At 59.8% G+C, this 22,545-nt stretch carries 27 protein-coding genes and 2 pseudogenes; 11 read left to right on the forward strand and 18 right to left on the reverse strand.

Translation table 11 applies throughout. The features are described 5' to 3' along the window. Positions 1–4 precede the first annotated feature (4 nt). A complete protein-coding gene (cobC, locus tag RIFP1SYM_RS10395) occupies positions 5–604 on the forward strand; it encodes an alpha-ribazole phosphatase (protein WP_005963970.1) in 600 nt (199 codons plus the stop codon). Position 605: 1 nt separating this feature from the next. Next, complete coding sequence (locus tag RIFP1SYM_RS10400; RefSeq protein WP_039960289.1) at positions 606–1,349, forward strand: adenosylcobinamide-GDP ribazoletransferase; 744 nt, start codon at positions 606–608, stop codon at positions 1,347–1,349. Between the two features lie 30 nt (positions 1,350–1,379). On the opposite strand, the gene RIFP1SYM_RS10405 is transcribed toward RIFP1SYM_RS10400, so the two are convergent. Together RIFP1SYM_RS10405 and RIFP1SYM_RS10410 are read right to left on the reverse strand one after the other, a co-directional pair. Next, positions 1,380–2,126 (reverse strand): Ig-like domain-containing protein, encoded by a 747-nt coding sequence (locus RIFP1SYM_RS10405; protein ID WP_039960290.1) that lies wholly within the window; start codon positions 2,124–2,126, stop codon positions 1,380–1,382. A 162-nt stretch (positions 2,127–2,288) separates the two neighbouring features. Continuing rightward, complete coding sequence (locus tag RIFP1SYM_RS10410) at positions 2,289–2,882, reverse strand: MarC family protein (protein WP_039960291.1); 594 nt, start codon at positions 2,880–2,882, stop codon at positions 2,289–2,291. 244 nt (positions 2,883–3,126) lie between these two features. Here RIFP1SYM_RS10410 and RIFP1SYM_RS10415 point away from each other — a divergent pair, with 244 nt between their 5' ends. Further along, positions 3,127–3,384: a hypothetical protein gene (locus RIFP1SYM_RS10415; protein WP_305790624.1), complete on the forward strand. Its 258-nt coding sequence runs from the start codon at positions 3,127–3,129 to the stop codon at positions 3,382–3,384. Positions 3,385–3,448: 64 nt separating this feature from the next. Here the strand turns inward: RIFP1SYM_RS10415 and RIFP1SYM_RS10420 are convergent, their stop codons facing one another. The 16 genes and pseudogenes from RIFP1SYM_RS10420 to RIFP1SYM_RS18770 all read right to left on the reverse strand — a co-directional run. Continuing rightward, positions 3,449–3,952, reverse strand: coding sequence for a ferritin family protein (locus RIFP1SYM_RS10420; protein ID WP_005963981.1), 504 nt, complete (start codon positions 3,950–3,952; stop codon positions 3,449–3,451). Continuing rightward, positions 3,945–5,780: an FAD-dependent oxidoreductase gene (locus RIFP1SYM_RS10425; RefSeq protein WP_005963983.1), complete on the reverse strand. Its 1,836-nt coding sequence runs from the start codon at positions 5,778–5,780 to the stop codon at positions 3,945–3,947. Before RIFP1SYM_RS10425 ends, RIFP1SYM_RS10420 begins: the two co-directional genes overlap by 8 nt. Beyond that, a complete protein-coding gene (locus RIFP1SYM_RS10430; protein WP_005963985.1) occupies positions 5,780–6,922 on the reverse strand; it encodes an NADH-quinone oxidoreductase subunit D in 1,143 nt (380 codons plus the stop codon). Before RIFP1SYM_RS10430 ends, RIFP1SYM_RS10425 begins: the two co-directional genes overlap by 1 nt. A gap of 2 nt (positions 6,923–6,924) precedes the next feature. Then, on the reverse strand, positions 6,925–7,491 hold the full coding sequence (locus tag RIFP1SYM_RS10435; protein WP_006474044.1) for an NADH-quinone oxidoreductase subunit C: 567 nt from the start codon (positions 7,489–7,491) through the stop codon (positions 6,925–6,927). Between the two features lie 54 nt (positions 7,492–7,545). Further along, positions 7,546–8,235 (reverse strand): NADH-quinone oxidoreductase subunit B, encoded by a 690-nt coding sequence (locus tag RIFP1SYM_RS10440; RefSeq protein ID WP_005963987.1) that lies wholly within the window; start codon positions 8,233–8,235, stop codon positions 7,546–7,548. Between the two features lie 77 nt (positions 8,236–8,312). Further along, positions 8,313–9,209, reverse strand: coding sequence for a respiratory chain complex I subunit 1 family protein (locus tag RIFP1SYM_RS10445; protein WP_005963991.1), 897 nt, complete (start codon positions 9,207–9,209; stop codon positions 8,313–8,315). After that, positions 9,209–11,086, reverse strand: coding sequence for a proton-conducting transporter transmembrane domain-containing protein (locus tag RIFP1SYM_RS10450; RefSeq protein WP_005963993.1), 1,878 nt, complete (start codon positions 11,084–11,086; stop codon positions 9,209–9,211). The genes RIFP1SYM_RS10445 and RIFP1SYM_RS10450 overlap by 1 nt, the downstream gene beginning before the upstream one ends. Then, a complete protein-coding gene (locus RIFP1SYM_RS10455; protein ID WP_420855220.1) occupies positions 11,083–12,489 on the reverse strand; it encodes a complex I subunit 5 family protein in 1,407 nt (468 codons plus the stop codon). Before RIFP1SYM_RS10455 ends, RIFP1SYM_RS10450 begins: the two co-directional genes overlap by 4 nt. Beyond that, entirely contained in the window at positions 12,392–13,012 is a 621-nt protein-coding gene (locus tag RIFP1SYM_RS16980) for a sodium:proton antiporter (RefSeq protein ID WP_081417738.1), read from the reverse strand. Before RIFP1SYM_RS16980 ends, RIFP1SYM_RS10455 begins: the two co-directional genes overlap by 98 nt. Further along, positions 13,012–13,698 carry an MnhB domain-containing protein gene (locus RIFP1SYM_RS10465; RefSeq protein ID WP_005963999.1) on the reverse strand — a complete coding sequence of 229 codons (687 nt, stop codon included), beginning with the start codon at positions 13,696–13,698 and terminating at the stop codon, positions 13,012–13,014. Before RIFP1SYM_RS10465 ends, RIFP1SYM_RS16980 begins: the two co-directional genes overlap by 1 nt. After that, positions 13,685–13,987 (reverse strand): hydrogenase subunit MbhD domain-containing protein, encoded by a 303-nt coding sequence (locus RIFP1SYM_RS10470; RefSeq protein ID WP_005964001.1) that lies wholly within the window; start codon positions 13,985–13,987, stop codon positions 13,685–13,687. The genes RIFP1SYM_RS10465 and RIFP1SYM_RS10470 overlap by 14 nt, the downstream gene beginning before the upstream one ends. After that, positions 13,984–14,289, reverse strand: coding sequence for a monovalent cation/H(+) antiporter subunit G (gene mnhG, locus RIFP1SYM_RS10475; protein ID WP_005964003.1), 306 nt, complete (start codon positions 14,287–14,289; stop codon positions 13,984–13,986). Before mnhG ends, RIFP1SYM_RS10470 begins: the two co-directional genes overlap by 4 nt. Continuing rightward, positions 14,286–14,552, reverse strand: coding sequence for a monovalent cation/H+ antiporter complex subunit F (locus tag RIFP1SYM_RS10480; protein ID WP_005964005.1), 267 nt, complete (start codon positions 14,550–14,552; stop codon positions 14,286–14,288). Before RIFP1SYM_RS10480 ends, mnhG begins: the two co-directional genes overlap by 4 nt. Continuing rightward, positions 14,549–15,061: a Na+/H+ antiporter subunit E gene (locus RIFP1SYM_RS10485; RefSeq protein ID WP_005964007.1), complete on the reverse strand. Its 513-nt coding sequence runs from the start codon at positions 15,059–15,061 to the stop codon at positions 14,549–14,551. The genes RIFP1SYM_RS10480 and RIFP1SYM_RS10485 overlap by 4 nt, the downstream gene beginning before the upstream one ends. Positions 15,062–15,237: 176 nt before the next feature. Next, a complete protein-coding gene (locus RIFP1SYM_RS18105) occupies positions 15,238–15,339 on the reverse strand; it encodes an AF1514 family protein (protein ID WP_240992083.1) in 102 nt (33 codons plus the stop codon). 61 nt (positions 15,340–15,400) lie between these two features. Beyond that, positions 15,401–15,583 (reverse strand): annotated as a pseudogene (locus RIFP1SYM_RS18770) (AF1514 family protein); the annotation flags it as partial. A gap of 105 nt (positions 15,584–15,688) precedes the next feature. Here RIFP1SYM_RS18770 and dapC point away from each other — a divergent pair. From dapC to RIFP1SYM_RS10525, 8 genes and pseudogenes are all read left to right on the forward strand, one after another. Next, a complete protein-coding gene (dapC, locus tag RIFP1SYM_RS10490) occupies positions 15,689–16,885 on the forward strand; it encodes a succinyldiaminopimelate transaminase (protein WP_005964010.1) in 1,197 nt (398 codons plus the stop codon). 26 nt (positions 16,886–16,911) lie between these two features. Continuing rightward, the gene (gene dapD / locus RIFP1SYM_RS10495; RefSeq protein ID WP_005964013.1) at positions 16,912–17,733 is read left to right on the forward strand and encodes a 2,3,4,5-tetrahydropyridine-2,6-dicarboxylate N-succinyltransferase; all 822 of its coding nucleotides are present in this window, start codon (positions 16,912–16,914) and stop codon (positions 17,731–17,733) included. Positions 17,734–17,795: 62 nt separating this feature from the next. Beyond that, the gene (locus RIFP1SYM_RS10500) at positions 17,796–18,143 is read left to right on the forward strand and encodes an ArsC family reductase (protein WP_005964016.1); all 348 of its coding nucleotides are present in this window, start codon (positions 17,796–17,798) and stop codon (positions 18,141–18,143) included. After that, on the forward strand, positions 18,143–19,270 hold the full coding sequence (dapE, locus tag RIFP1SYM_RS10505; protein ID WP_005964019.1) for a succinyl-diaminopimelate desuccinylase: 1,128 nt from the start codon (positions 18,143–18,145) through the stop codon (positions 19,268–19,270). The genes RIFP1SYM_RS10500 and dapE overlap by 1 nt, the downstream gene beginning before the upstream one ends. Positions 19,271–19,317: 47 nt before the next feature. Further along, positions 19,318–19,779: a tellurite resistance TerB family protein gene (locus tag RIFP1SYM_RS10510; RefSeq protein ID WP_005964021.1), complete on the forward strand. Its 462-nt coding sequence runs from the start codon at positions 19,318–19,320 to the stop codon at positions 19,777–19,779. A 226-nt stretch (positions 19,780–20,005) separates the two neighbouring features. Further along, a complete protein-coding gene (locus RIFP1SYM_RS10515) occupies positions 20,006–20,554 on the forward strand; it encodes a Cj0371 family chemotaxis-regulating polar lipoprotein (protein ID WP_005964024.1) in 549 nt (182 codons plus the stop codon). Positions 20,555–20,557: 3 nt separating this feature from the next. After that, a pseudogene (locus tag RIFP1SYM_RS10520) lies at positions 20,558–21,761 on the forward strand (glutathionylspermidine synthase family protein). Between the two features lie 20 nt (positions 21,762–21,781). Continuing rightward, positions 21,782–22,399, forward strand: coding sequence for a riboflavin synthase (locus RIFP1SYM_RS10525; protein WP_039960297.1), 618 nt, complete (start codon positions 21,782–21,784; stop codon positions 22,397–22,399). The last annotated feature ends 146 nt before the right edge of the window (positions 22,400–22,545 follow it).

The raw sequence follows: 22,545 nt of genomic DNA on the forward strand, positions 1-22,545 counted from the left end.
CGTCATGGAAGGCATCATCCATATCGATCTCCTGCGCCATGGCGAAACAGAAGGCGGTCCCCGGTTTCGCGGCAGCACGGACGATCCGCTGACCGATATCGGTTGGGATCAGATGAGGAGTGCCACCAACGGAGAGCCTCACTGGGATCGAGTGATCAGCTCACCGCTCAAACGCTGCGCCGGTTTCGCCAGAGAGTTTGCACAACAACATTCGCTGCCTCTCACCATCGAGCAGCGCCTGAGCGAGATCCACTTCGGCGCTTGGGAAGGCCGCAGTGCGGCCGAACTGATGGAGGAAGACCCGGATGCGCTAGTACGCTTCTGGGCCGATCCGGAGCAACACACACCGCCCGATGGCGAACCGCTGACGCAGTTTCAAGCGCGTGTGCTCACCGCATGGAACAGCATCATCCATGCTCACACAGGAGAGCGTGTGCTGGTCGTCACCCACGGCGGCGTGATCCGCGTGCTGCTCTGTCAGGTACAACAACGTCCGGTTGGCAGACTACTGGAGATCGAGGTCAAACATGGAGCCTTATACTCCCTACGCACCTCAATTGATGCGCAGGAAACCCCATCCACCAAACAGATCGAACAGCTCTGACATGTTCCCGCCCCGCCCCTTCCTGGTCGCCCTGCAGTTTCTCAGCGTACTGCCTGTACGGCTCAAGGAACCGCCGGATAACAAGACGATGGGGCGTTCGCTGCTCTACTATCCGCTGGTTGGACTGGTCATCGGCGCGCTGCTTGCCGTCCTCGTCCTGGGGCTTAATGAAGCGCCCACATTCGTAGCCGCAGCCTTGGCACTCACGCTCTGGGTATTGTTGACAGGGGCACTCCACCTGGATGGATTGGCCGACAGCGCCGATGCCTGGATCGGCGGCTTGGGTGATCCCAAACGGACGCTTGCGATCATGAAAGATCCCTATTGCGGCCCAGCGGCGGTGGTCACCCTGGTGCTGGTTCTGCTGATCAAATTCACAGCACTGCAACACCTCATCACCTGCGAAAACTGGCAAGCCCTGCTGCTGGCTCCCGTGCTTGGGCGCACAGCACTGGTGCTGCTATTCCTCACTACGCCCTATGTCCGGTCAAACGGCCTTGGAAGCCTGCTCTCAGGCCATTTGCCCCGCCGCGTGAGCCTAGTCGTGACTCTTTCCACTCTGGCTGCGGTTCCGATCTTTATTGGCATCCCAGGGTTTTGGCTGCTGTTTACCATGGCGGGCATATTCTTTCTGCTACGCACTCTCATGCTGAGGCGAATCGGCGGTACCACCGGCGACACCGCCGGGGCGTTGGTTGAGATTACCGAAACAATGATGCTGCTTACTGCAGCCCTGATGGCATGACTATTTTTCCCGAAAGCAGCCTGTTCACGGCTAAAGAACGATAATCGCCTCTTTGGAGTAGCCCGACTCCTGGCCATCCTTGTCCACCACTGTCACCGCAAAGAAGTGGCTGCCCAAATCCGCCAGCTCGATCTCGAACACGGTCTCTAGGTTTGGAACCCAGTGGCGATCCGGATAGTCGCCGGAGTTGAGCCCGTGGTAGACATAGTAACCTGTGACGTCGTCGCTCTTCTCAATCGACCAGGAGAGTCGCACCGGGTAGCTGCACTCACCCGCCTGTGCGTCACAGGAGACACGGATATCAACCAGCGCCGATGCAATCTCGCCGTTCTCGTCCTCAATCTGATAGACGAAGGAATCGCTCCCTTCAAAACCCGCATGCGGACTGTAGATCACCGAGCCATTGGCCTCGACGACCAGCTCCCCGGCATTCGGCCAGCTGATAATGTCGAGCCTGACAATCTCAGCATCGGGAGAGTTGTCATTTTCCAGCACCGGAATCACCACATTGGCGTTCTTCGTCGTTGAAACAAAGTCGGGGTTGGCCTCAGGCGCACTTTTCTCCACCACCGGGGTGCTAATCTCAACAGGATTGGACGTCACCGTGCTGACACCGGACTCTCCAACAAAGCTGTTGTCCACAGCCTGAGTATCGATAACGCTGCTGTTAGAAGTGGATACGCTCTGCAGGGTTACACTATCGGTCCCACAGCCCGTCAGTGCGGTGGCGGCCAGCAGGCTGAGTGCAAAAAACGTGTTGTACGAGTAGCTTGACATGGTTTCCTGTTGCTCCGGTTGGTCACTGTCAGGAAGCTTACTCTGCTGCAGGAATAAGTATCGTGACCGAGCAGTCGGAACCCGGGGAACCCGGTTCACACTTCATCCACCTTTGCGCTTAAACTGTGATTTCAGACACTTACCAGCCGCTGATGAACATCATCAAGTGCAACAGGAAAGATAGTCACTGACCCCGTCGAGCAGAAACTGCACAGCCAGGGCGATCAGGATCATGCCCATGAGTCGCGCAATCGCCTCCAGCCCCCGACGGGAGAACACCCGATAGAGAAAGGTCGAGGCCAGCAAAATAGTAGAAGTCGCCAACCAGGCGAGTAGTGCCGCAATTAATAGTGTGCCACGGGCGTCAGGTTCCGTGGCGGTAAATACCAGCAATACCGCCAGCAGCGAAGGACCGGCGATAAGCGGCACTGCCAGAGGCACCAGCAGCGGTTCATCCTCGAACTCATCATCCGCTGCCGCCTCCTTCTCAGGAAACACCAACCGCAAGGCGATCAGAAACAGAATGGCGCCACTGGCGATGGTTACCGCCGCCCGGCTCAAACCAAACAGGCTCATCACTGTCCCGCCAAAAAAGACAAACAGCAGGATCACCACTAGGGCCAGCAGCAGCTCCCGCGCCAGCACCACCCGGCGCCGCTCTTCCGTCACCCGCGCCAGGATCGACAGAAACACCGGGATATTGCCGAACGGGTCCATGATCAGAAACAGGGTAATCGCTATCGATAGAATCTCCATCGCCCCGGCACACCTCACCTACTATTTGGCTCAGCAAGTCGCCAAGCATACGCTGAACACTTTCTCTATATAGTGGTTCAATATCAGCTGGATGACAGCCAGCCGTAGGATGCTCTAGAGAGACACAACCAGCTGGTGGATTGACTAAAATTCCAATAGGGGAATTGTTCGCAACCAGCCGTTGCCTATCAAGAGGAGGTCGACCATGAAAGCTGCCATGTTATTCACCGGAAGTGGACCTATTGTGATTCTCACCTCGTACGCCTCACTGGAGGACCCAGCATTGCTGAAGCGACTGGATGGCAAGGGGATCAGCAAATTCCTCGCCTTTGATGTACCAATCGAGATGGCGGAGGCCCGCTACGGCGGTCATTTCCAGAACGTACTGCACAACCTGCACGAGAGCGATGACCTGAGGGTTCTGGACTACAACGGCCAACGTGCAATGCAGTTGTTTAGTTTCAAGGAGTTGGGAGAGCCCGTCTACCACGAGGCCGCATAACGCGAGAAACTTCTAGGGCCCAGATCAGTTGGGCCCGTTCTCCTGCTGACCCGCCATAAACGGGCTAGACGCCGCCGCTGTGCACGACTTCGTAATAGAGCTTTTCCAGCTCATTCTTGTGCTGGGTTTCTTCGTTGGCGAGAAACGCAAACAGCTCTTTGATTGGGCCGGAGTTGCTGTTGTCAGCCAATGAGCGGTATTGCTCCATAGCGGCATGTTCACGGCCGAGCGCATACTGGAGTACCGACTGGTCGTCCGGTTTCGCCCCCAGGTCGGGAAGCTGGATGGCATCCGAAAACCTGTGATCACTGGCCGGCGTCTTCATCTTTATCTTAAGCTGCTGCTCGATATCGGGTCGGGAGCGCAGCTCACAGAAGAGATCGTAGTGGCGCTGCTCCTCCTCCGCCAACTCCTCAACCAGCCAGCGAATCTGCTTGCTCACCTTGGGGATCAGATCGCGATAGAAGTCTCGTGCCGTTCGTTCAAACTCGATGGCGACAGCCAGGATCTCATCCAGGCTCTTCTGTGACTTCAGTCTGTCGTGACCGGAGGCGTTGCCCTCACTCATGATCCGCCCTCTCCTTCAAATTCAGCCAGCCGTCGATGCTGGCCGCAATTCGGTGTCCATCCGCCACCGCGTGCACCACGTCCGGTCCGTTGACACAGTCGCCAGCGGCCCAGAACCCATCCACTGAGGTACGACCGTTTTCATCCACCTGGATACGTCCCCGGTTCCACGCCAACTGTTCGGTCAGCGCATCACCCAACAGACTGACATCCGCCATCTGGCCGATCGCCTCGACCACCATCTCACCGGGGTGGAGCTGTTCGTCAGACTCGTCATAACTGGGGGCGAAGCGTCCCTGCTCATCGAAGATGGAGCGCACCCGCCAGCTTTTCAGCCCCTTCAGTTCGCCCTCCTCCACCACAAACTCCTGGGGGCCGCGGGCGTCGAGAATCTCGATCCCCTCCTCATGGCACTCCTTGATCTCCACCGGATCGGCCAGGAAGTGGGCCTGATCCTCCAGCGCGGTGACCGTCACCTGCACCTCGCCAAACTGCTGCTTCTGCAGTCGGGCCAAAGAGCGGGCAATATCCATCGCCACGTTGCCGCCACCAATCACCACCGCCTGTCGCGGCAACTCGAACGGCTGCTCGTCGGTGATGGCACGCAACAGCTCCACCGCTTTCTTCACCTGGGCATGGTCGCTGCCTGGAATACGGGTGGAACGCCCCAGGTGCAGGCCGATAGCCAGTGCCACAGCGTCGTAATCTCGCTGCAGCTGCGGCATGCTGATGTCGATCCCAACCTGGGTGTTGCACTCGATCTTCACCCCCAGGGAGGTGATGACGTCGATGTCCCGATCCAGCATATCGTAGGGAAGCCGGTACTCCGGGATGCCGTAGCGGGTCATACCGCCCGGCTTCTCCCGCGCCTCGAACACGGTGACCTCGTGCCCCTTGCATGCCAGGTCATAGGCGGCGGTGAGCCCGGCGGGGCCGGCGCCGATGATAGCGATACGGTGACCGGTCAGGTAGTCGGCCTTGCCCTCGGCAGCGATCGCCTTGACGCGCGCATGGCCCACCGCATCCATGGCGTAGCGTTTGAGCCAGCGGATCGCCACCGGGTCGCCGCGGCGACCGATGGAGCAGGCGCTCTCACAACGGCGGGTGCAGACCCGGCCGCAGACGTGGGAGAAGGGGTTGGAGCGGTAAATCCAGCGTACTGCGCCTTCCAGATCCTCCTGCCAGATGGCGCGGATGTACTCCGGCGCATCCATATGGGTCGGACAAGCATCGTGGCACATCCCACACTGCACGCAGCGGGAGGCCTCCAGCACCGCCTGCTGCAGGGTGAAACCGGCAACAATCTCGTCAAAATTGTCGATGCGTTGCTCAGGCTCCAGCTCCGCCATCGGCTGGCGTTCCAGGTCCAGCAGGTCGGAGTCAGCGGTTTTGGTCCAACCCTGACCATGGAACTCACCATGAATGCCGATCTCATCGGGCAGGATGAAGTAGCTGTCGATCTGCGCCTGGGTGCAGGTATGCACATACTCCCGGGAGAGAGTGATCGCCCCGGTGGGACAGATATCGACACAGAGCGCGCACCAGCAGCAGCGGCCATAGTCGATAGCCGGGCGCAGGTTGCGGATGCCCTGCACCGGATCCTCCCGCAGATGCGGCACCTTGACCATGGTGATGGCGGCGTTGTCACACACTTTCTGGCAGGAGCTGCAGCCGATGCACTTTTCGTGATCGTTGAGGTGGAAGCCGCGATAGTTCTCCGCTGCTGGCCGCGGCTCGAGCGGCTCTGTCACCGGCTTGCGGGCGAAGAACTGCAGACTCTTCAGCGGATTGAGGATACTGCCCTTATCCTTATAGTCGATGTCGGACATCAGCGGTCGACCTCCGGTGGACAGGCGTCCAGCGAGAACATGGTCTGTGCCACGTCCTCGATACGCGAGCCCACAGCGAGTTTTTCCAGCACCTGCACCGCATGCATGGATGATGGCCCTCGCACATGCACCCGGTAGGGTTTAGGGCCGCCATTGGAGACCACGAAGTAGCCGAGCTCACCCTTGGAGGATTCGACCCGGCTGTAGGTCTCCCCCGCCGGCACATTCCACGCCAGGGGATTGGGAATCGGCGCACGGAGCGGCCCTTTGATGTCAGGCAGCGCCGCAACCACCTGGCGCAGGATGCGGATGCTCTGCTGCAGCTCGGCGCGGCGCACCAGGGTGCGGGCCCAGGCGTCCCCCGCATCTTGCGTGGGGATCTCGAAGTCGATCTGATCGTAGATCAGGTAAGGGTCATCTCTGCGCACATCGAAGGCCAGGCCGGTGGCGCGCAGGTTGGGTCCGGTCACCCCCCACTCCAGGGCCTGCTCCTGGCTCATCACCCCAACCCCCTTAGCGCGCTGCACAAACACCTGGTTGGTGAAGAAGAGGTTGTCGTAGTCGGGCAGGCGCGACTCGATGTAATCGAGGGTATCGGCGAGGCGTTTGAGAAACCCGGTCGGCAGTTCCCTGCGCACCCCACCGGGGATGTTGTAGATGCTGTAGACCCGGCCGCCGGTGAACTCCTCAAACAGATCGAGCAGAAGGTCACGGTCCGCCACCCCCCAATACATGGTGCTGTACATGCCGGTGGTGGCCGCATGGCCGCCGAAGGTAAAGAGATGCGCGGCGATGCGCGACAGCTCCAACTGCATCACGCGGATCCACTGGGCCCGCTCCGGCACCTCCAGGCCGCACAGATCCTCCACCGCCATCGAGTAGCAGACTTCCATGGGAGAGGGATCGGGCACACAGATACGCGGCACCAGGGCGATATTTTGAATCCACAAGCGCTGCTCCATCAGCTTCTCGAAGCCTCGGTGCAAATAGCCGCCGTCGGCCTTGGCCTCGATTACCTTGTCACCATGCAGCTTCACCTTGAGAGCGTAGTTGCCCTCAATGCCTGGGTGGTTGGGCCCGAAGTTGAGTTCGTACTCGTTGCTCGACGGCTGGCTAATCGCCTGGTAGTTCTCCGGTCGCATGGTTAGTTCCCCACCTTGCCTTTCTGGCTGAAGCGCTGCTCCTCCGGCGGCACCTCAATCCCCCCACCCTGCTCCACCAGATCCAGCAGCCAGTCGGGCTGATAGTTCTGCCAGTTGAGGTGTTGGTTGACATAGGCCTCGCTATCGAACTCTTTGCGCATGGGAGGTGGCCCCTCCCACTCGGTGAGGATGAACCTTTCCATGTTGGGGCTACCCTCAAACCAAAGACCGTACATCTCGTGGATGTCACGCTCAAAGAAGGCGGCGGGCTGGTAGATGTCGTAGACCGAAAGGTAGACGCCGGGATCGCGGGCGATGCGCACATGGGCGGAAACCAGCGACTGACTCTCGTAGGACCAGACATGGTAGACCAACTCAAACTCTCCCTCATCGATCCAGTCGACACAGCTGATGGCGGAGAGGTGCAGATAACCGGCCTTGCCCTGCAACAGCTCCAGCAGCGCCGGCAGCGCATCGGCGGGCAGATCGACCCGCACCCGCCGCGAGCGCTTGCGCCGCACCTCTATGCCTTCAATCTCTTTCAGTACCTTGTCGAGCTGCTGTTCCATCAATCCAACTTCTCAGTTATGAATTGTGAGTTGTGCAAATACCACCACTGCAAACTATTTAAGCCGCATCTCCAGCGCCTCCAGCGGCTTCTGATGCTGTTGCAATAGCGCCGTGTGCCGTCCCAGGGTCTGATCGCCGATCAGGCCATAGTGCTCCGCTTCGGCGATCACATCGGTGGGGGTCTGCCAGTTGTCACCGAACAGGTGCTGCTGGTTCCCCAGGTACCAGTCGTATCGGCGGTAGTAGTCCTGCCAGCGGTTGGCCTCTCCATGCCTGATCTGTTCCATCAGCTGCCGCAGGCCGGTAATCACCGCCTCGGGGCGCGGCATACAACCGGCGATGTAGAGATCCACCGGCATGTACTCATCCAGCTTTTTGGCAGTGGCGTAGCTCTGCCAGTACATGCCGCCGTTGACGGTGCAGGAGCAGATGCCGATGACATACTTAGGCGAGCCCATCTGCTCGTAGGTGAGGATCACCCGCTTCAGGGTCTTGATCGAAACATAACCCGTTATCAGCAGGATATCGGCCTGACGCGGCGAGACCATCGGCTGAAGACCCAGGCGCTCCATGTCGAAGCGGGAGGTCATCGCCGGCGGCAACTCAATCGCCCCGCAGCCGGTGCAGTAGTGGAGGATGAACAGCGAGCGGGAGCGGCAAAATCGCACCAGTTCATCAAAGACACGGGCCAGCGGATTGCCCCGCCGTCCTGCGACTACCGGTATCTTTTTCAAATCACTCATATCATCCAGATCCCGTAGGAGCGCCGCTTACGGCACGAAATACGTAGGCTATAGAATTCGCGCTACTAACAGCGCTCCTACATAACAAAGGCCAGGCCGATCAACCCCAGCATCACCGGCCACTTCCACATCAATCTGATCATATCCTCGGTGCGGTAACGCGGAAACAGAAAGGCGATGGTCATGGGAATGGCGACTACCAGGAAACTCTTCAACAACAGATCGGGCCAGTTGTAGCCACCGCCAAGGAACAGCACCACGTAGAGCACAGCGCTGGTGTAGAGCTGAAAACACTGCATCACAAACAGCCCACCCAGGTACTTACCGCCCATCTCAACCATCGGGCCGGTGGCGATCTCTGCCGGGGCGACATAAATCTCAAACGGCTGTTTGCCCAGCGAGGCCTGCATCGCGAACAGTCCGGCGATGGCCAACAGCGGCATCTCAATCGCCCCCCAGCTCGCCATGCCGCCCGCCTGCTGGGCGGCGATGACCTCCACCAGGTTGGTAGTGCCGAAGTGATAGGCAACACCGAAGATCACGATCACGAAAGGGATGTCGTAGGCGAGCATCGCAGTCAGCGCTCTGGCGATGCCGATGGAGCCGTTGGGGTTGGCGCACTGCCCTACCCCCAGCGCCAGCCCCAAAGAGGGGATCATCATCAGATAGACCAGGGTGATGATGCCACCCTTGGCGGCAATGCCCTCCATGCCCGGCACCGGCAGTAGGGTCTCGGCGGCGATGTAGCCCCCCACCGCCATGATGATACCGATGTCATGGATCAAACCGTGGGAAACCTGGGTCGCCTTGCTGTGCAGTTTGACGATGTCATACAGCGGCTGCAGTAGTGGTGGACCGACCCGGCGCTGCAGTTTGGCCGCGATACGACGCATCATCAACACCATCCCCATACCGGCCAGGAAGGCGATCAATGGCATCAGCAGCAGTTCGAGCAACAGTCCCAGTGCCATCATCAGATCACCACCCAGGCCAGCAACACGACGGTTGTCATCAGCAGATAGAGCTCGGCCGGTGCCCGCCGGTAGATGCCCTGCATACCCAATGAGAGAAATTCGACGAACGAAACCAAGGCCCGCTCCAGCCATATAAAACTCTGCCGATACCAAGGGCCGATCAGGTGCATCAGGCCGGCGTAGAAATTGTCGCTGTACTGGTAGCGCACATCAGCGGAGAGAAAGTGGCCGCCTGCGTAGTTATCAAGCTGATGCACCCGCTTGCTGGGGCCAGCGGAGTAGAAGATCAGCGCACCGATACCGAAACCGGCAAACAAGACCCCGCTCACCCAGATCATATCCAGGGAGCCGCTGACCGACTCCACCCCGCCCAGGGTGTAGCTGGGCACCGGCAGCCCCACCGCCTGCTGCACCGCGGCAACCCAGGTCAGTGGGATACCCGGCAGCAGCCCGCTGGCAAAAATGATCACGCAGAGGATCAGCATCGGCGCCAACATACTCCAAGGGGCCTCTCGAACTTGTTCGTGCTCCACCCGCAACTGGCCGAGGAACATATTGTGAATCAGCTTGTAGACCGAAAGGATGGTGCCCAGAGTGCCTATCACCGTGGCAACAAAGAGCAGCGGCATCCCCTCATTCAACAACGAACGGTAGACCAGCCACTTGGAGACAAAACCGTTCATCGGCGGCAGACCCGCCAGACCGATGATGCCGATCAGCAGGGTGAGGAAGGAGAGCGGCATGCGTGTCACCAGTCCACCCAGTTGGTTCAGATCCGCACTACCTGTGCGATGCACCACCGCGGTCACTGCCAAAAACAGGGCCGCCTGACAGGTCGCATAGTTAAACACGTGCAGAAGACCACCGGCACTGCCCATGGCGTCCGCCACCACCAGGCCCAGCAGCATGTAACCGCCTTGCCCAATACCATGCCAGGCGAGCAACCGGCGCGCATCGTTCTGTTTCATCGCGGTAAAGGTGGGCAGGATAATGGTAAAGACGGCAATCCAGGCCAGCAGATCCCGCGCATCGATCATGCTGAGGGGGATCACAAGCGCCTCAACACGACTCATACCAATCAGTTTCACCAATACCAGCAGGATGGCAAACAGCCCCATGCGTGACGAAATCGCGCCGAGAAAGGCGGCACCCGGCCCAGGAGTCTCGGCATAGGCCGCTGCCTGCCAGAGATGGAACGGCAACAATCCCATCTTGATGCCGAAGCCCGCACAAAATAGCAGCAGCAACAGCCAGAGTTGGGCAGTCCCAAGAGTGGGCACGGCGGCCATCACCGCCTCGAATTGCAACGATCCGGCCAGATTGAAGAGCAGCGCCAGGGCACCGAAGATCGCCATCGCTCCGACCATGGCATAGGTGAGATACTTCATCGCGGCTTTAGTGGCCACACCACCGGCCATCGCCATCAACAGGAAACCGGCCCAACTCACCAGCTCCCAACCGATAAACAGGGAAAGCAGGTCACCGCTGGCCAGCAACACCAGCATCGTCAACACATTGAGCGCCATCGCTACATGGAACAGCCAGAGGTTGCCACCCTGACTGCGAAACCTCTCCCCCCACTCACCAGCGGCAAACCAGCTGCTGAGGAACGCCGCACCGAGAGTGATAATGGCGAAATACCAGCTCAGGGCATCGAAGCGCCAGGAGAGGGTGTGCTCCATCACCTCCAACTGCCAGCCAAGCGCTACAGCAGCCCCACCATAGGCCAGCCCAGCCATCTTCAAAAGCCCCACCAACTGACCGCCAAAGAGGATGGTCACGAACCAACCGCTGGCCCGGATACGGCCAAACAACAGGACCAGCAGCAGCGTGCCTGCGGAGAACAGCAGCAGTTCATCGAGAGGTGTCAAGGTCATTGGCCAGCACCTCCCCGAGAAGGGAAGACATGCTTCACATAACCGCTCACATCGCCCGCCTCACTGGCCACCTCTTTCAGCCCTTCAGCGAGAGGGGCGATCATCACCAGCGCGCTGATCAGCCCAGCAGCGAGCAGACTCGAGACCAGCAGACCCTGTCGTTCAGGTAACGGAGCCATCTTCGACACCTCTTCTGGCGAACGCTGCAACAGCGCCGCCGCCAACCGAAACAGATAACTCGCCTCCACCACCGTGGCCGAGAGAAAGACCAGCAATGCCATCATGTAAAGTGGCTCGCTCTGCCCCGCCAGCCCGCTGATCAACAGCAGTTTGGCCCAAAACCCGGGCAACGGCGGCATACCCACCAACGAGAGCGAAAACAACACAAACAGCCCGGCCCCCAGCGGTGAAACAAAGCCTGCTCCACGCAACCGCTGCAGCGAGCCCCCCCAGCGCTCCGCCAGCATGAACAACCCTGGTTTGACCAGCATATGGTGCAGCGTCAGGGCCAGGCCGGCATAGAGTCCACCGCCCGCGGGCAGGGAAAAGGCGATGAAGATCATGCCCAGCTGCCCGATGGAGGAGTAGGCCAACATGCGCTTCAGATCCTGTGCCCGCCAGGCCGCCAGCTCACCACTGATCACCCCAAGCATGCCCAGCAGCAGCATCACCTGCGCCGCCTCCGGCTGTGGAAACAGCAACACCAGCAGACGCACCACGATCAGCACCGCCAGCTTCGAGACCAGCCCCGCAAGAATCGCCGAGACTCGGGCGGGGGCCGTAGCATAGACCTCCGGCACCCAGCTGTTGACCGGAAACAGCTCCGCCTTCACGCCAACCCCGATAAGGATGGCGACAAAAGCGGCAAGCCCCAGGGGATTATTCAACTGCTCGGGAGCGAGCTGGGCAAAAGCCGACAGAAAAAACGCACCAGGATCGCCGCACATCAACCGAAGCCACACCAGACACAGCACGCACCCGAGACCACGAAGCAACACAGAGAAGAAGGGCGCCACATAGACAGCACCGCAAGCCAACGCGGCCAGAAAGCAAAAAGACCCCACCAAAACCAGCGCCCAGAAAACATAGAAAGAGAAAAGCCCACCAAAAAGGCCCAAGCCACGGCAGACAGCCAGCAACAACAGCATCAACGACTGACGGCGCGGGGTCTCCCGATCGATTTTGAACGGCCAGAAGAGCAGCCCCATCAACTGGACCGCGGCAACAAACAGCATCGCCAGTGGATCGACATAAAAATTGATGCCCAGGGGTGGTGCAAACCCACCGATGGCCAGGGAGAAGGCTTCACCCCCCGAAAGGGCCCAGACTTGCCACAGGGTCCAGAGTCCATAACCCAGCACGGCAGGACCAAACCAGAGACCCAGGCCGAGCGCCATCCGCATCACCACCGGCAGCAGAAAGGCAGCCAACAGCGGCAGGGCGACAACAAGCACGATCTGGCTCATGCCTTGCTCTCCGGCAGTGGCTCAGGCGGTGGCAGAGACGCCCTCCCGCCGGTTTTTCACGACTACCCAGCAGTGGCACAGCAGCACTGACGGCGATCGCTTCATCCATGCCGGCCGCCACTTCACTCCGCTCCAAGGTACCAAAACTGTGCCGGATCTTTACCAACAGGCTGACTGCCAGGGCCTGAATGCCGACCCCGATGACAATCGCAGTGAGCACCATCGCTTGGGGCACCGGATCGACCATCGATGCCGGGGCTTGCGCACCGCTCAGGATCGGCGCCACCGCATCCCAACGATAGCCGGCCAGCACCAGCAGCAGATTGGCGCCGGCCTCGGCGATCGCCAGCGCCAGCACCACACGAAACAGATGGCGGGAGAGCACCATGCCGGCGAGGCCGATGACGATCAGCCCCAAAGCACCGCTATAGAGGATCAGATCGAGGCTCAGGTTATACATCACTCATCCGCCTCCGCCAGATGGGCCAGCAGCCCCGCCAACTCCGCCCCTACCTTCAACCCCACCGCCAGGTAGAGCAGCGGCAGGGTGCCGGCAGAGAGCAGTTCACCAAGCACACCTCGCTCTAACATCGGTTGCAGGAACTCCCCCCCCTGCCAGAGCGCCCACAGCCCAATGAGAATAAAGCCGGCCCCAGCGAGCCCCTCGATGAAACTGAGACCGGCATGATTCAACGAGCTACCGGGACGCGCCAGCAGCGGCAGAAAGAAGGCCGCGGCAAGGATCACACCCCCCTGAAAACCGCCACCGGGAGTCAGATGGCCATGGAAGATAATGTAGAAACCCACCACCAATAGCAGCGGAAACAGCAGATCACCACCAGCGCGCAGGATGAAACCGCCCTCCGGTTCCTTGTCAGCAGCCGTCCGACGTCGCCCCAATACCAGCCCGGCGGCAGCAGCCGAAGCGAAAAGGATTGAGAGTTCCCCCAGGGTATCTATGCCTCGGTAGCCAAGCACCACCGCAGTAACGATATTGGCAGTACCAACCTGTACTGGCGCCTCACTCTGAATCAGACCACCGGCCACCATGGGAAGATTGCCGAAATCAAGTCCACCAACCAGCACACATAGGAGAAAGCCAAGGCCGCCAGCAAACAGCAGAGAGGCCAGGTTACGCATCATCATGGTCTCTCATCAGCAGGTTCCGGCCCGCCCGTTTTCCATCCAGCTGCCAGATCCCGAGTCGGCGCAGGCCAAGGGCCAGGATCAGGCTGCTCAGACCAGCCCCCACCGCAGCCTCGGTCATGGCCACATCAGGCGCCCGCAGCAGCACAAAGATCATCGTTACCGTCAACGACACCACCGAGGCCGCCACCACCGCAGCGATATGACTTCTCAGCAGCAACACTGCGAGCGCGGATCCGAGCATCACCAGCACGATGAGCAGGGCGATCCAGACCTCCAGCGCGATCATTTTTCAACTCCCTCGCCACTCTTCTGCCAGGGCTTGACGCCCGCCACCAGCAACGCCCGCGCGATGGTGGAAGAACCGATGGGATTGGTCAGAAGGATGAATCCGGCAATCAGCAGCAACTTGCTCCACCAATCGGGAAATAGCAACGCGATGCCGAGCAGAATCGACAGGGAACCCAGGGTCACCGCCTTAGTCCCCGCCTGGATGCGATTGTAGACATCCGGCATACGCAGCAGGCCCAATGCGCCAAGAAAGGTAAAGGCCGCGCCGATCAGGAGGAAAATGTCTGCCAACAGTCTCATGGCCGCCCCCCCTCGATGGCCCGGGCAATTGCCACCACGCCAACAAACGCCAGCGTGCCGTAGATCAACGCCACATCAAGATAGAGCACACTGCCAAACAGCGCCGCCAACATCAGCAACGCACTGGTGGTAATCACCGCCAGGGTATCTGCCGCAACGATCCGGTCCGGCGCTGCTGGGCCGATTAACAGACGCAGGAAGCTCAACACAACCGCCGCACCGATAAGGAATAACGCCAACTTCTCCAACACACTCAGTGTCATCGCAGAAAACCCTTCAGGTGGCGTTCAAAGCCAGCCACGATCGCTTGCGTTGCACTCTCCAGGTCACGGCCCGGCAGTGCATCGATCCAATGCACCAGAATCCGTTCACCTCGCACATCCACCGACAGGGTGCCCGGTGTCAAGGTAATACTGTTGGCAAGTAATAACCGGCCCAGATCAGATTGGAGTTCGGTCTCCACCTCCACCAGTGCCGGCTGAATCGGCAATGAGGGTGACAGTACCCGACGCGCCACATCGAGATTGGCTTTGATCAGGGCGATAAAGAAATAGATGAGATAACGAAACAGATGGATGGGGGCGGTCACTTCCAGTCGCAGCCCCGCCAGAAGCTGCAACCTTGGCCTCGCCGCCAAGGTTACCACCATGGCGACCAGCGCCCCAGTAACGACTTCAGCTGCGTCCAGGCTACCGACTAACAACAGCCACAAGGCTAGCGCACTCAGGTAAGCGAAGAGGTAGTGTCCCAACGAAACCGGTCTATCTTCCACTGATGATCCGCAAACCTATAGAGATGCCAGAACTCTGCACACGATGGGCAACACTCCCAACCCATGCGACGCTCGAAGTATAGCCACTCTTTGAGATCCCGCCAGAGAAAATTCTGGCCAAGCCGGATCACTCAACCCGCACTTGTTCTGCATCAAAGTAATGCGCGATATCCAGCTCAGAAATCCAGCGGCATGTAGAAAAAGACAAAACGTCCCTGCTCGATGTCGATCTTGAGCTTGGCCCCATGATGGATGCCGTAGTCCACATAGCCCGGCACTGCCGCATTCCTGATGGCACTCCGATGAGTGCTGTGGCGATTCAAAATCCCGGTCCCGGTCGTACCAGGAGAGCAGCATGAACTCACCGAACCGCGACTGCGCCTGAGCATCGGCCAGCTTCATCCCCTCCAGATAATCAAGCAAGGCCGGATCGGGATTGAGTTCGACGACCTCGATTCCGTGCATCTCCGGCTCACGACGAACCATGCAGACCGCCGCCTCCTCACTCTCTCGATCAGACATAGATGTTTACCTTTGTAAGTTGGTCAGGCTTTTCCCGATCGCCTATACTACGCCCTTTGCACGCGGCAATGATGCCCCGTTAACCCAAACCGCGATCCAACCCCGATGAACGGCGACCTGGAAAAGCTCCAACCCTACCCTTTCGAGAAGCTGGCGAAACTGAACAAGGGTGTGGAACCGCCGGTGGGACTCAGCCCCATCTCGCTCTCCATCGGCGAACCCAAGCACCCGACACCGGGGCTGATCACCGAAGAGGTGATCAGCCATCTGCACGGTCTTTCGGTCTACCCCGCCACCAAAGGCTCGGCATCGCTGCGCACCGCCATCGCCGCCTGGCTGGAACGTCGCTTCTCGCTGCCGGCGGAGAGCCTCAATCCATCCAGACATATCCTGCCGGTCAACGGCACCCGCGAGGCACTGTTTGCGATCGCCCAGACAGTGGTCAACCGCCGCGGCTCGCCGTTGGTGCTGATGCCCAACCCTTTCTACCAGATCTACGAAGGGGCCGCCTATCTGGCCGGGGCCGAACCGGTCTACCTCAACTGCAACGAAGCAAACGGCTTCATCCCCGACTTCGATGCGGTGGACGCCACCACCTGGGAACGCTGCCATCTGCTCTATCTCTGCTCACCTTCCAACCCCACCGGGGCGGTAATCGGCATCGAAACCCTGCAGAAGCTGATCCGACTGGCCAACAAATACGGTTTTGTGATCGCCGCCGACGAGTGCTACTCGGAAATCTATCTGGACGAGACCCAACCGCCGATAGGACTGCTGCAGGCCGCTGCGCAGATGGGCAACACCGATTACAAACGCTGCATCGTCTTCCACAGCCTGTCGAAACGTTCTAACGCACCGGGCCTACGTTCTGGCTTCGTTGCCGGCGACGCCAAGATCATCGACGCATTCTTCCGCTACCGCACCTACCACGGCTGCGCCATGCCCCCCGCCACTCAGGCCGCCAGCATCAAGGCCTGGGGCGATGAGAAGCATGTCGCGGAGAACCGCCGCCTCTATCGCGAGAAGTTCAATGCAGTGTTGCAGATCCTCGATGGCGTATTGGAGGTGGAGCGCCCGAAGGCGGGCTTCTACCTCTGGCCGAAGACCCCGATCCCCGATCCGGAGTTCGCCCGCGGCCTGCTCGAACAGCAGAACGTGGCGGTGCTGCCCGGCAGCTATCTCTCCCGTGGCGAAGGCGACGAAAATCCCGGCCACAACCGGATTCGTATGGCGCTGGTGGCACCGCTCGACGAGTGCATCAACGCCGCCCACCGCATCAAACAGTTTGTAGAAAACCTTTAAACGAATAGCCATTCGGAGCTGACTTAATGAGCGATATCCAAACCATCATCACTGACGCCTTCGAGAAGCGTGCCGAGATCACCCCACGCAGCGCCGACACGCTAGTGCGCGACGCGGTGGCCGAGGCGATCAACCAGCTCGATCGGGGCGAGATCCGCGTCGCCGAGAGGCAGGATGGCGACTGGGTGGTTAACGACTGGGTGAAGAAGGCGGTGCTGCTTTCGTTCCGGCTCAACGACAACTACTTCCAGAAGGGTGGCTACACCAACTACTGGGACAAGGTCCCCTCTAAATACGCCGACCACAACTCCCGCGACTTCCGCGACTCTGGGGTGCGCGTAGTACCGCCCGCCTCGGTACGCAAGGGCGCCTATATCGCCCCCTCCTGCGTGCTGATGCCCTCCTACGTCAACATCGGCGCCTACGTCGATTCCGGCACCATGGTCGATACCTGGGCCACAGTCGGCTCCTGCGCGCAGATCGGCAAGAACGTGCACCTCTCCGGCGGCGTCGGCATCGGCGGCGTACTGGAGCCACTGCAGGCGGCCCCCACCATCATCGAAGACAACTGCTTCATCGGCGCCCGCTCCGAGATCGTCGAGGGGGTCATCGTCGAACAGGGCGCGGTGATCTCGATGGGCGTCTATATTGGTCAGTCCACCAAGATCTACAATCGCCTCACCGGCGAGATCAGCTTCGGTCGGGTTCCCACCGGCGCGGNGGTGGTACCCGGCAGTCTGCCCTCAAAGGACGGCAGCCACAGCCTCTACTGCGCGGTGATCATCAAGCAGGTTGACGAGAAGACCCGCTCCAAGGTTGGCATCAACGAACTGCTGCGTGATATCTGATGGCTAACGCCATCCAACACCAAATTTTGAATTATCAATTCTGAATTCAAAATTCATAATTTATGGCGATCACGATATACGGCATTCCAAACTGCGACACCATGAAAAAGGCCCGCAAATGGCTTAACGATCATGGCATCGAATATCAGTTCCACGACTTCAAAAAGGCCGGGCTGGAACGGCAGCTACTGCTCGACTGGGTCGCTGAACTGGGCTGGGAGACGCTGCTCAACAAGCGCGGCATGATGTGGCGCAAGCTCGACGCTGAGACTAAGGCCAACATCGACCAGGCCAGCGCCATCGAGGTGATGCTGGCCACCCCATCGATCATCAAACGACCGGTGCTGGATGCCAATGATGCCCGCTATGTGGGCTTTTCGGAGGCGAGTTACGCGGAGATCTTCGACTGATGTCCGAGACCCTCTCACTCGCCATCGAACTGATCGGCCGCCAGTCGGTCACCCCCACGGATGCCGGCTGTCAGGAGCTGATGATTGAGCGCCTACAGGCCCTCGGCTTCCGCATCGAGCGGCTGCGTTTTGGCAACACTGACAACTTCTGGGCGCGGCGTGGCGACAACGGCCCGCTGTTCTGCCTTGCCGGCCACACCGATGTGGTGCCTGCCGGACCACGCGAGCAGTGGCACTCCGACCCGTTCCAACCGGAGATCCGCGACGGCCGGCTCTACGGCCGCGGCGCCGCCGACATGAAGGGCAGCCTGGCGGCGATGGTTACCGCCTGTGAGACCTTCATCGGCGAGCACCCCGATCATCAAGGCTCCATCGCCTTTCTCATCACCAGCGACGAAGAGGGTGACGCCAGCGATGGCACCATCCGGGTGGTGGAGACTCTGGAGGCGAGAGGGGAGAAGATCGACTGGTGCCTAGTGGGCGAGCCTTCCAGCAGCAAGCGGCTGGGCGATACGGTGAAAAACGGCCGGCGCGGCTCGATCAGCGGCTACCTAAAGGTGATCGGCAAACAGGGCCATGTCGCCTACCCGCAGCTGGCGAAAAATCCGCTACACGCCTTCGCCCCGGTGCTGGCACAGCTCTGCGTCGAGGAGTGGGACCAGGGCAATGAGCACTTCCCTCCCACCAGCTTCCAGATCGCCAACCTCAACATGGGCACCGGCGCCACCAATATCATCCCTGGCGAACTCAACGCCCAGTTCAACCTCCGCTTCTCCACCGAACTGAATGCGGAGCGCATCCAGCAGCAAGTGGAGGCGATACTGGACAAGGGTAAGTTCGACTATGAGATCCGCTGGCAGCTCTCCGGCAACCCCTTCCTCACCCCCTCCGGGCCCTTGGTGGAGGCGGCTCAGGCGGCAATCCGCGACGAGATGGGGTTTGACACCGAACTCTCCACCTCCGGCGGCACCTCCGACGGGCGCTTCATCGCCCCCACCGGTGCCCAGGTACTCGAACTGGGACCGCTCAACGCCACCATCCATCAGGTCAACGAGTGTGTCAGCATCGATGATCTGGAGCATCTGGCCCGCATCTATACCGGAATACTTAAACAGTTGCTGCTGTAGGTTCTCACCCTATCCCTTCTAGACAAACCCACCATCAGAGAGTACAGATGCTCGATACCATCAAACGTTTTTTTGATACCCATCTGGCGCCCGGCTCCCAGGAAACAGCACGGGATCCACAACACGCACTCCGACTGGCGGTTGCCGCGTTGCTGCTCGAGGTTGCGGAGTCCGACTACAGGCAACACGAGGAAGAGAAACGTGCGCTGCTCGATGCGGTGACAAACCATTTCGGCCTTGATGCTAAGGAGGCGGATCAACTGGTCACACTCGCCAGGTCGGAACAGGCCGCATCGACGGACTATTTTCAGTTCACCCGTCTGATCAACCAGCACTACAGCCCAACGCAAAAGATAGCGCTGATCGAGAAGCTGTGGCATGTGGCCTTTGCCGACAACGAACTGCACAAGTATGAAGAACATCTGATTCGCAGGCTGGCTGATCTGATCCATGTCGCTCATGGGGATTTCATCGCAGCCAAACACCGTGTTCTCAACTCGACCAAGTGACCAGCCGAACCACGCCGAAGACCCAAAGCGGCCTCCCTCCCCGGCAAACAGGCTTCTGCGCCATCTATCCCAAACCACTCTACGGTTTTGTGCATACCAGCAAGCAGTTAGAATGCCCCTCAATTGTTCTTGGAAAGCATCACAGGCAACTCAATGAAACACATCAAGAAGGTACTCTCCTACTCCATCGCCGGCAGTATCGGCCTAAGCGTGATCGCCAGCCTCAATGGCTGCAGCGACCAGGGAGCACCCCCCCCCGGCGGCTTTGGCTCACAGGCCTGGCGCCGAACAGGGGCAAAACGCCTTTATGGTGATCGAGCAGACCGGCGCCAATCCCGACAGCTACAAGCTGGTAGAGAAACATCCAACCACCGGCCCAAACCGCGCCATCCTGCGCGATATGGATGGCAACGAGCGCTTCCTCTCCGAGGATGAACTGAAACAGATCGCCGAACAGGAGGCCGCCAAGGTCGAGGCGGGCACCTCTCGTCTCACCGAAGATCCCTCCATGCACTCCGGCGGCATGTCCCTGGGCGAGACCCTGCTGGCGACTGCGGCCGGCTCGCTGATCGGTGGCATGATCGCCAACAAGCTGATGAACAACAGTAACTTCCAGCGCAACCAGCAGCAGTATGGCGGCGGCCGCCCGACCAGTTCGATCTCGCAACCCTATAAGAAGACTGCCAGCAACAAGCAGCCCAAGAGCGGCTTCTTTGGCGGCAACAAATCGGCCCCCCGATCCTCCAACAGCCGCTTTGGCTCCTTTGGAGGCTGAAGCGTGGTCGATACCCTGGCAGTGAAGCCCCTCGACAAGGGCCTCATGGAAGAGATCGGCATGAGCTGGCATACCGATGAGGATGGCAGCGACTACATCGCCAGTGAACTGGTGCCGGTCAGCGAAGCGGAGGCGGAGGCCTACTACCAGGCCGCCAACACCCTCTACGATATGTATGTGGAGGCGGCCCAGCACGTCATCGACAACCAGCTCTACTATGAGCTGGGCATCCCCTCCAACCTGGTAGGGCTGATCGAAGAGAGCTGGGAGCGGGACGACTGGCACCTCTACGGTCGTTTCGACCTGGCCGGGGGGTTGGACGGCAAGCCGATCAAGCTGATCGAGTTCAACGCCGACACCCCCACCAGCCTGTTCGAGACCGCCATCATCCAGTGGGCGATCCTGAAAGCCAACGGCATGGATGAGGCGCGCCAGTTCAACAACCTACACGAGATGCTGCAGGGCAACTTCCAGCGCCTGATCAGCGGTGGCGACGCCAACTTCGACTTCGCCAGTGCCTACCAGGGCGAGAAGCTGCTCTTCTCCAGCATCCGCGACCTGCCGGAGGATGAGCGCACCACCCGCTACCTGCAGCAGGTCGCCCACGAGGCCGGTCTCTTTACCGACTTCTGCTACCTGGACGAGGCCGGTTTCATCAACACCGAAGGGGTCTTCAACAAAGACAAACAGCTGGCCGACTTCTGGTTCAAACTCTTTCCCTGGGAAGATATCGCCGAGCAGGAGCTGGAGCTGACCCGGATCCTGGAAAAGATCGCCAAACAGGGCCAGACTCGCTTCATCAACCCCGCCTACACCCTGCTGTTTCAGAGCAAGGGGATGATGAAGATCCTCTGCGACCTCTACCCCGACTCACCCTATCTGCTGAAGACCGCCTTTGAGCCGCTCAACGGCCTGCCCCAGGTGGAGAAAAAGCTGTTCGGCCGGGAGGGCGCCAACATGGCAATCCTCGACGCCAACGGCCAAATCATTGAGCAGAGCGACGGCCCCTACGGCTTCCACAAGAGTATCTACCAGGAGTTTGTGGAGTTCCCCAAAGACAGCGCCGGACGACACTATCAGGCCGGCGTTTTCTACGTCTGGGAAGCCTTGTGGGCTCGGCTTTCGCCGCGGTGGCGCGATCCTCGACAACATGAGCAAGTTTGTCGGCCATCTGATCAGCGAGCCCCTGCGGCTCCCCAGCGCCTGACCACCACCCCAGGAGCCGCTATGTTCACCGGTATCGTCCAAGGCACCGCCGAGCTGGTCGAGATCAGCGAGAAGACCGATTTCCGCACCCATCGAGTGCGCCTGCCCGAGGCAACGCTGGCGGGGCTGGTGCCGGGCGCCTCGGTGGCGCACAACGGCTGCTGCCTCACTGTCACCGCGATCGACGGGGATATCGTCAGCTTCGACCTGATGCGCGAGACCCTGCGCCTGACCAACCTCGGCGAACTGCAACCCGGCGACCGGGTCAACGTAGAGCGAGCCGCCCGTTTTGGCGACGATATCGGTGGCCACGCCATGTCCGGGCATATCATCTGCACTGCCGAAGTGGTGGCGGTGAAGCGCTCGGAGAACAACCGCAACATCCGCTTCCGTCTGCCCGAGGCCTTTGGCAAGTATCTATTTGCCAAGGGCTACATCGGTATCGACGGCATCAGCCTCACCATTGGCGAGATCGATGGCAACGAATTTGATGTCAACCTAATCCCCGAGACCCTGCAACGTACCAATATTGGCGCGCGCCAGCCGGGAGACCGGATCAACATCGAGATCGACCCGCAGACCCAGGCGATTGTCGATACGGTGGAACGCATCCTGCCCGACTATATCGAGGCGACATAGAATTCCGGGCAGGTGCCGATAACGGATTGCTTAGGGAGCCTCTGATTAAGCCTGGACGAAGTCGATTGTGATTCAGAATATTCAGATTCAAGGCGTAAATCGCACGTAAGGCTATCGCGCCCCCGCTCACGCTCCTCCCCTACATC

It is taken from the genome of endosymbiont of Riftia pachyptila (vent Ph05) (assembly GCF_000224455.1).
Classification (GTDB): domain Bacteria; phylum Pseudomonadota; class Gammaproteobacteria; order Chromatiales; family Chromatiaceae; genus Endoriftia; species Endoriftia persephonae.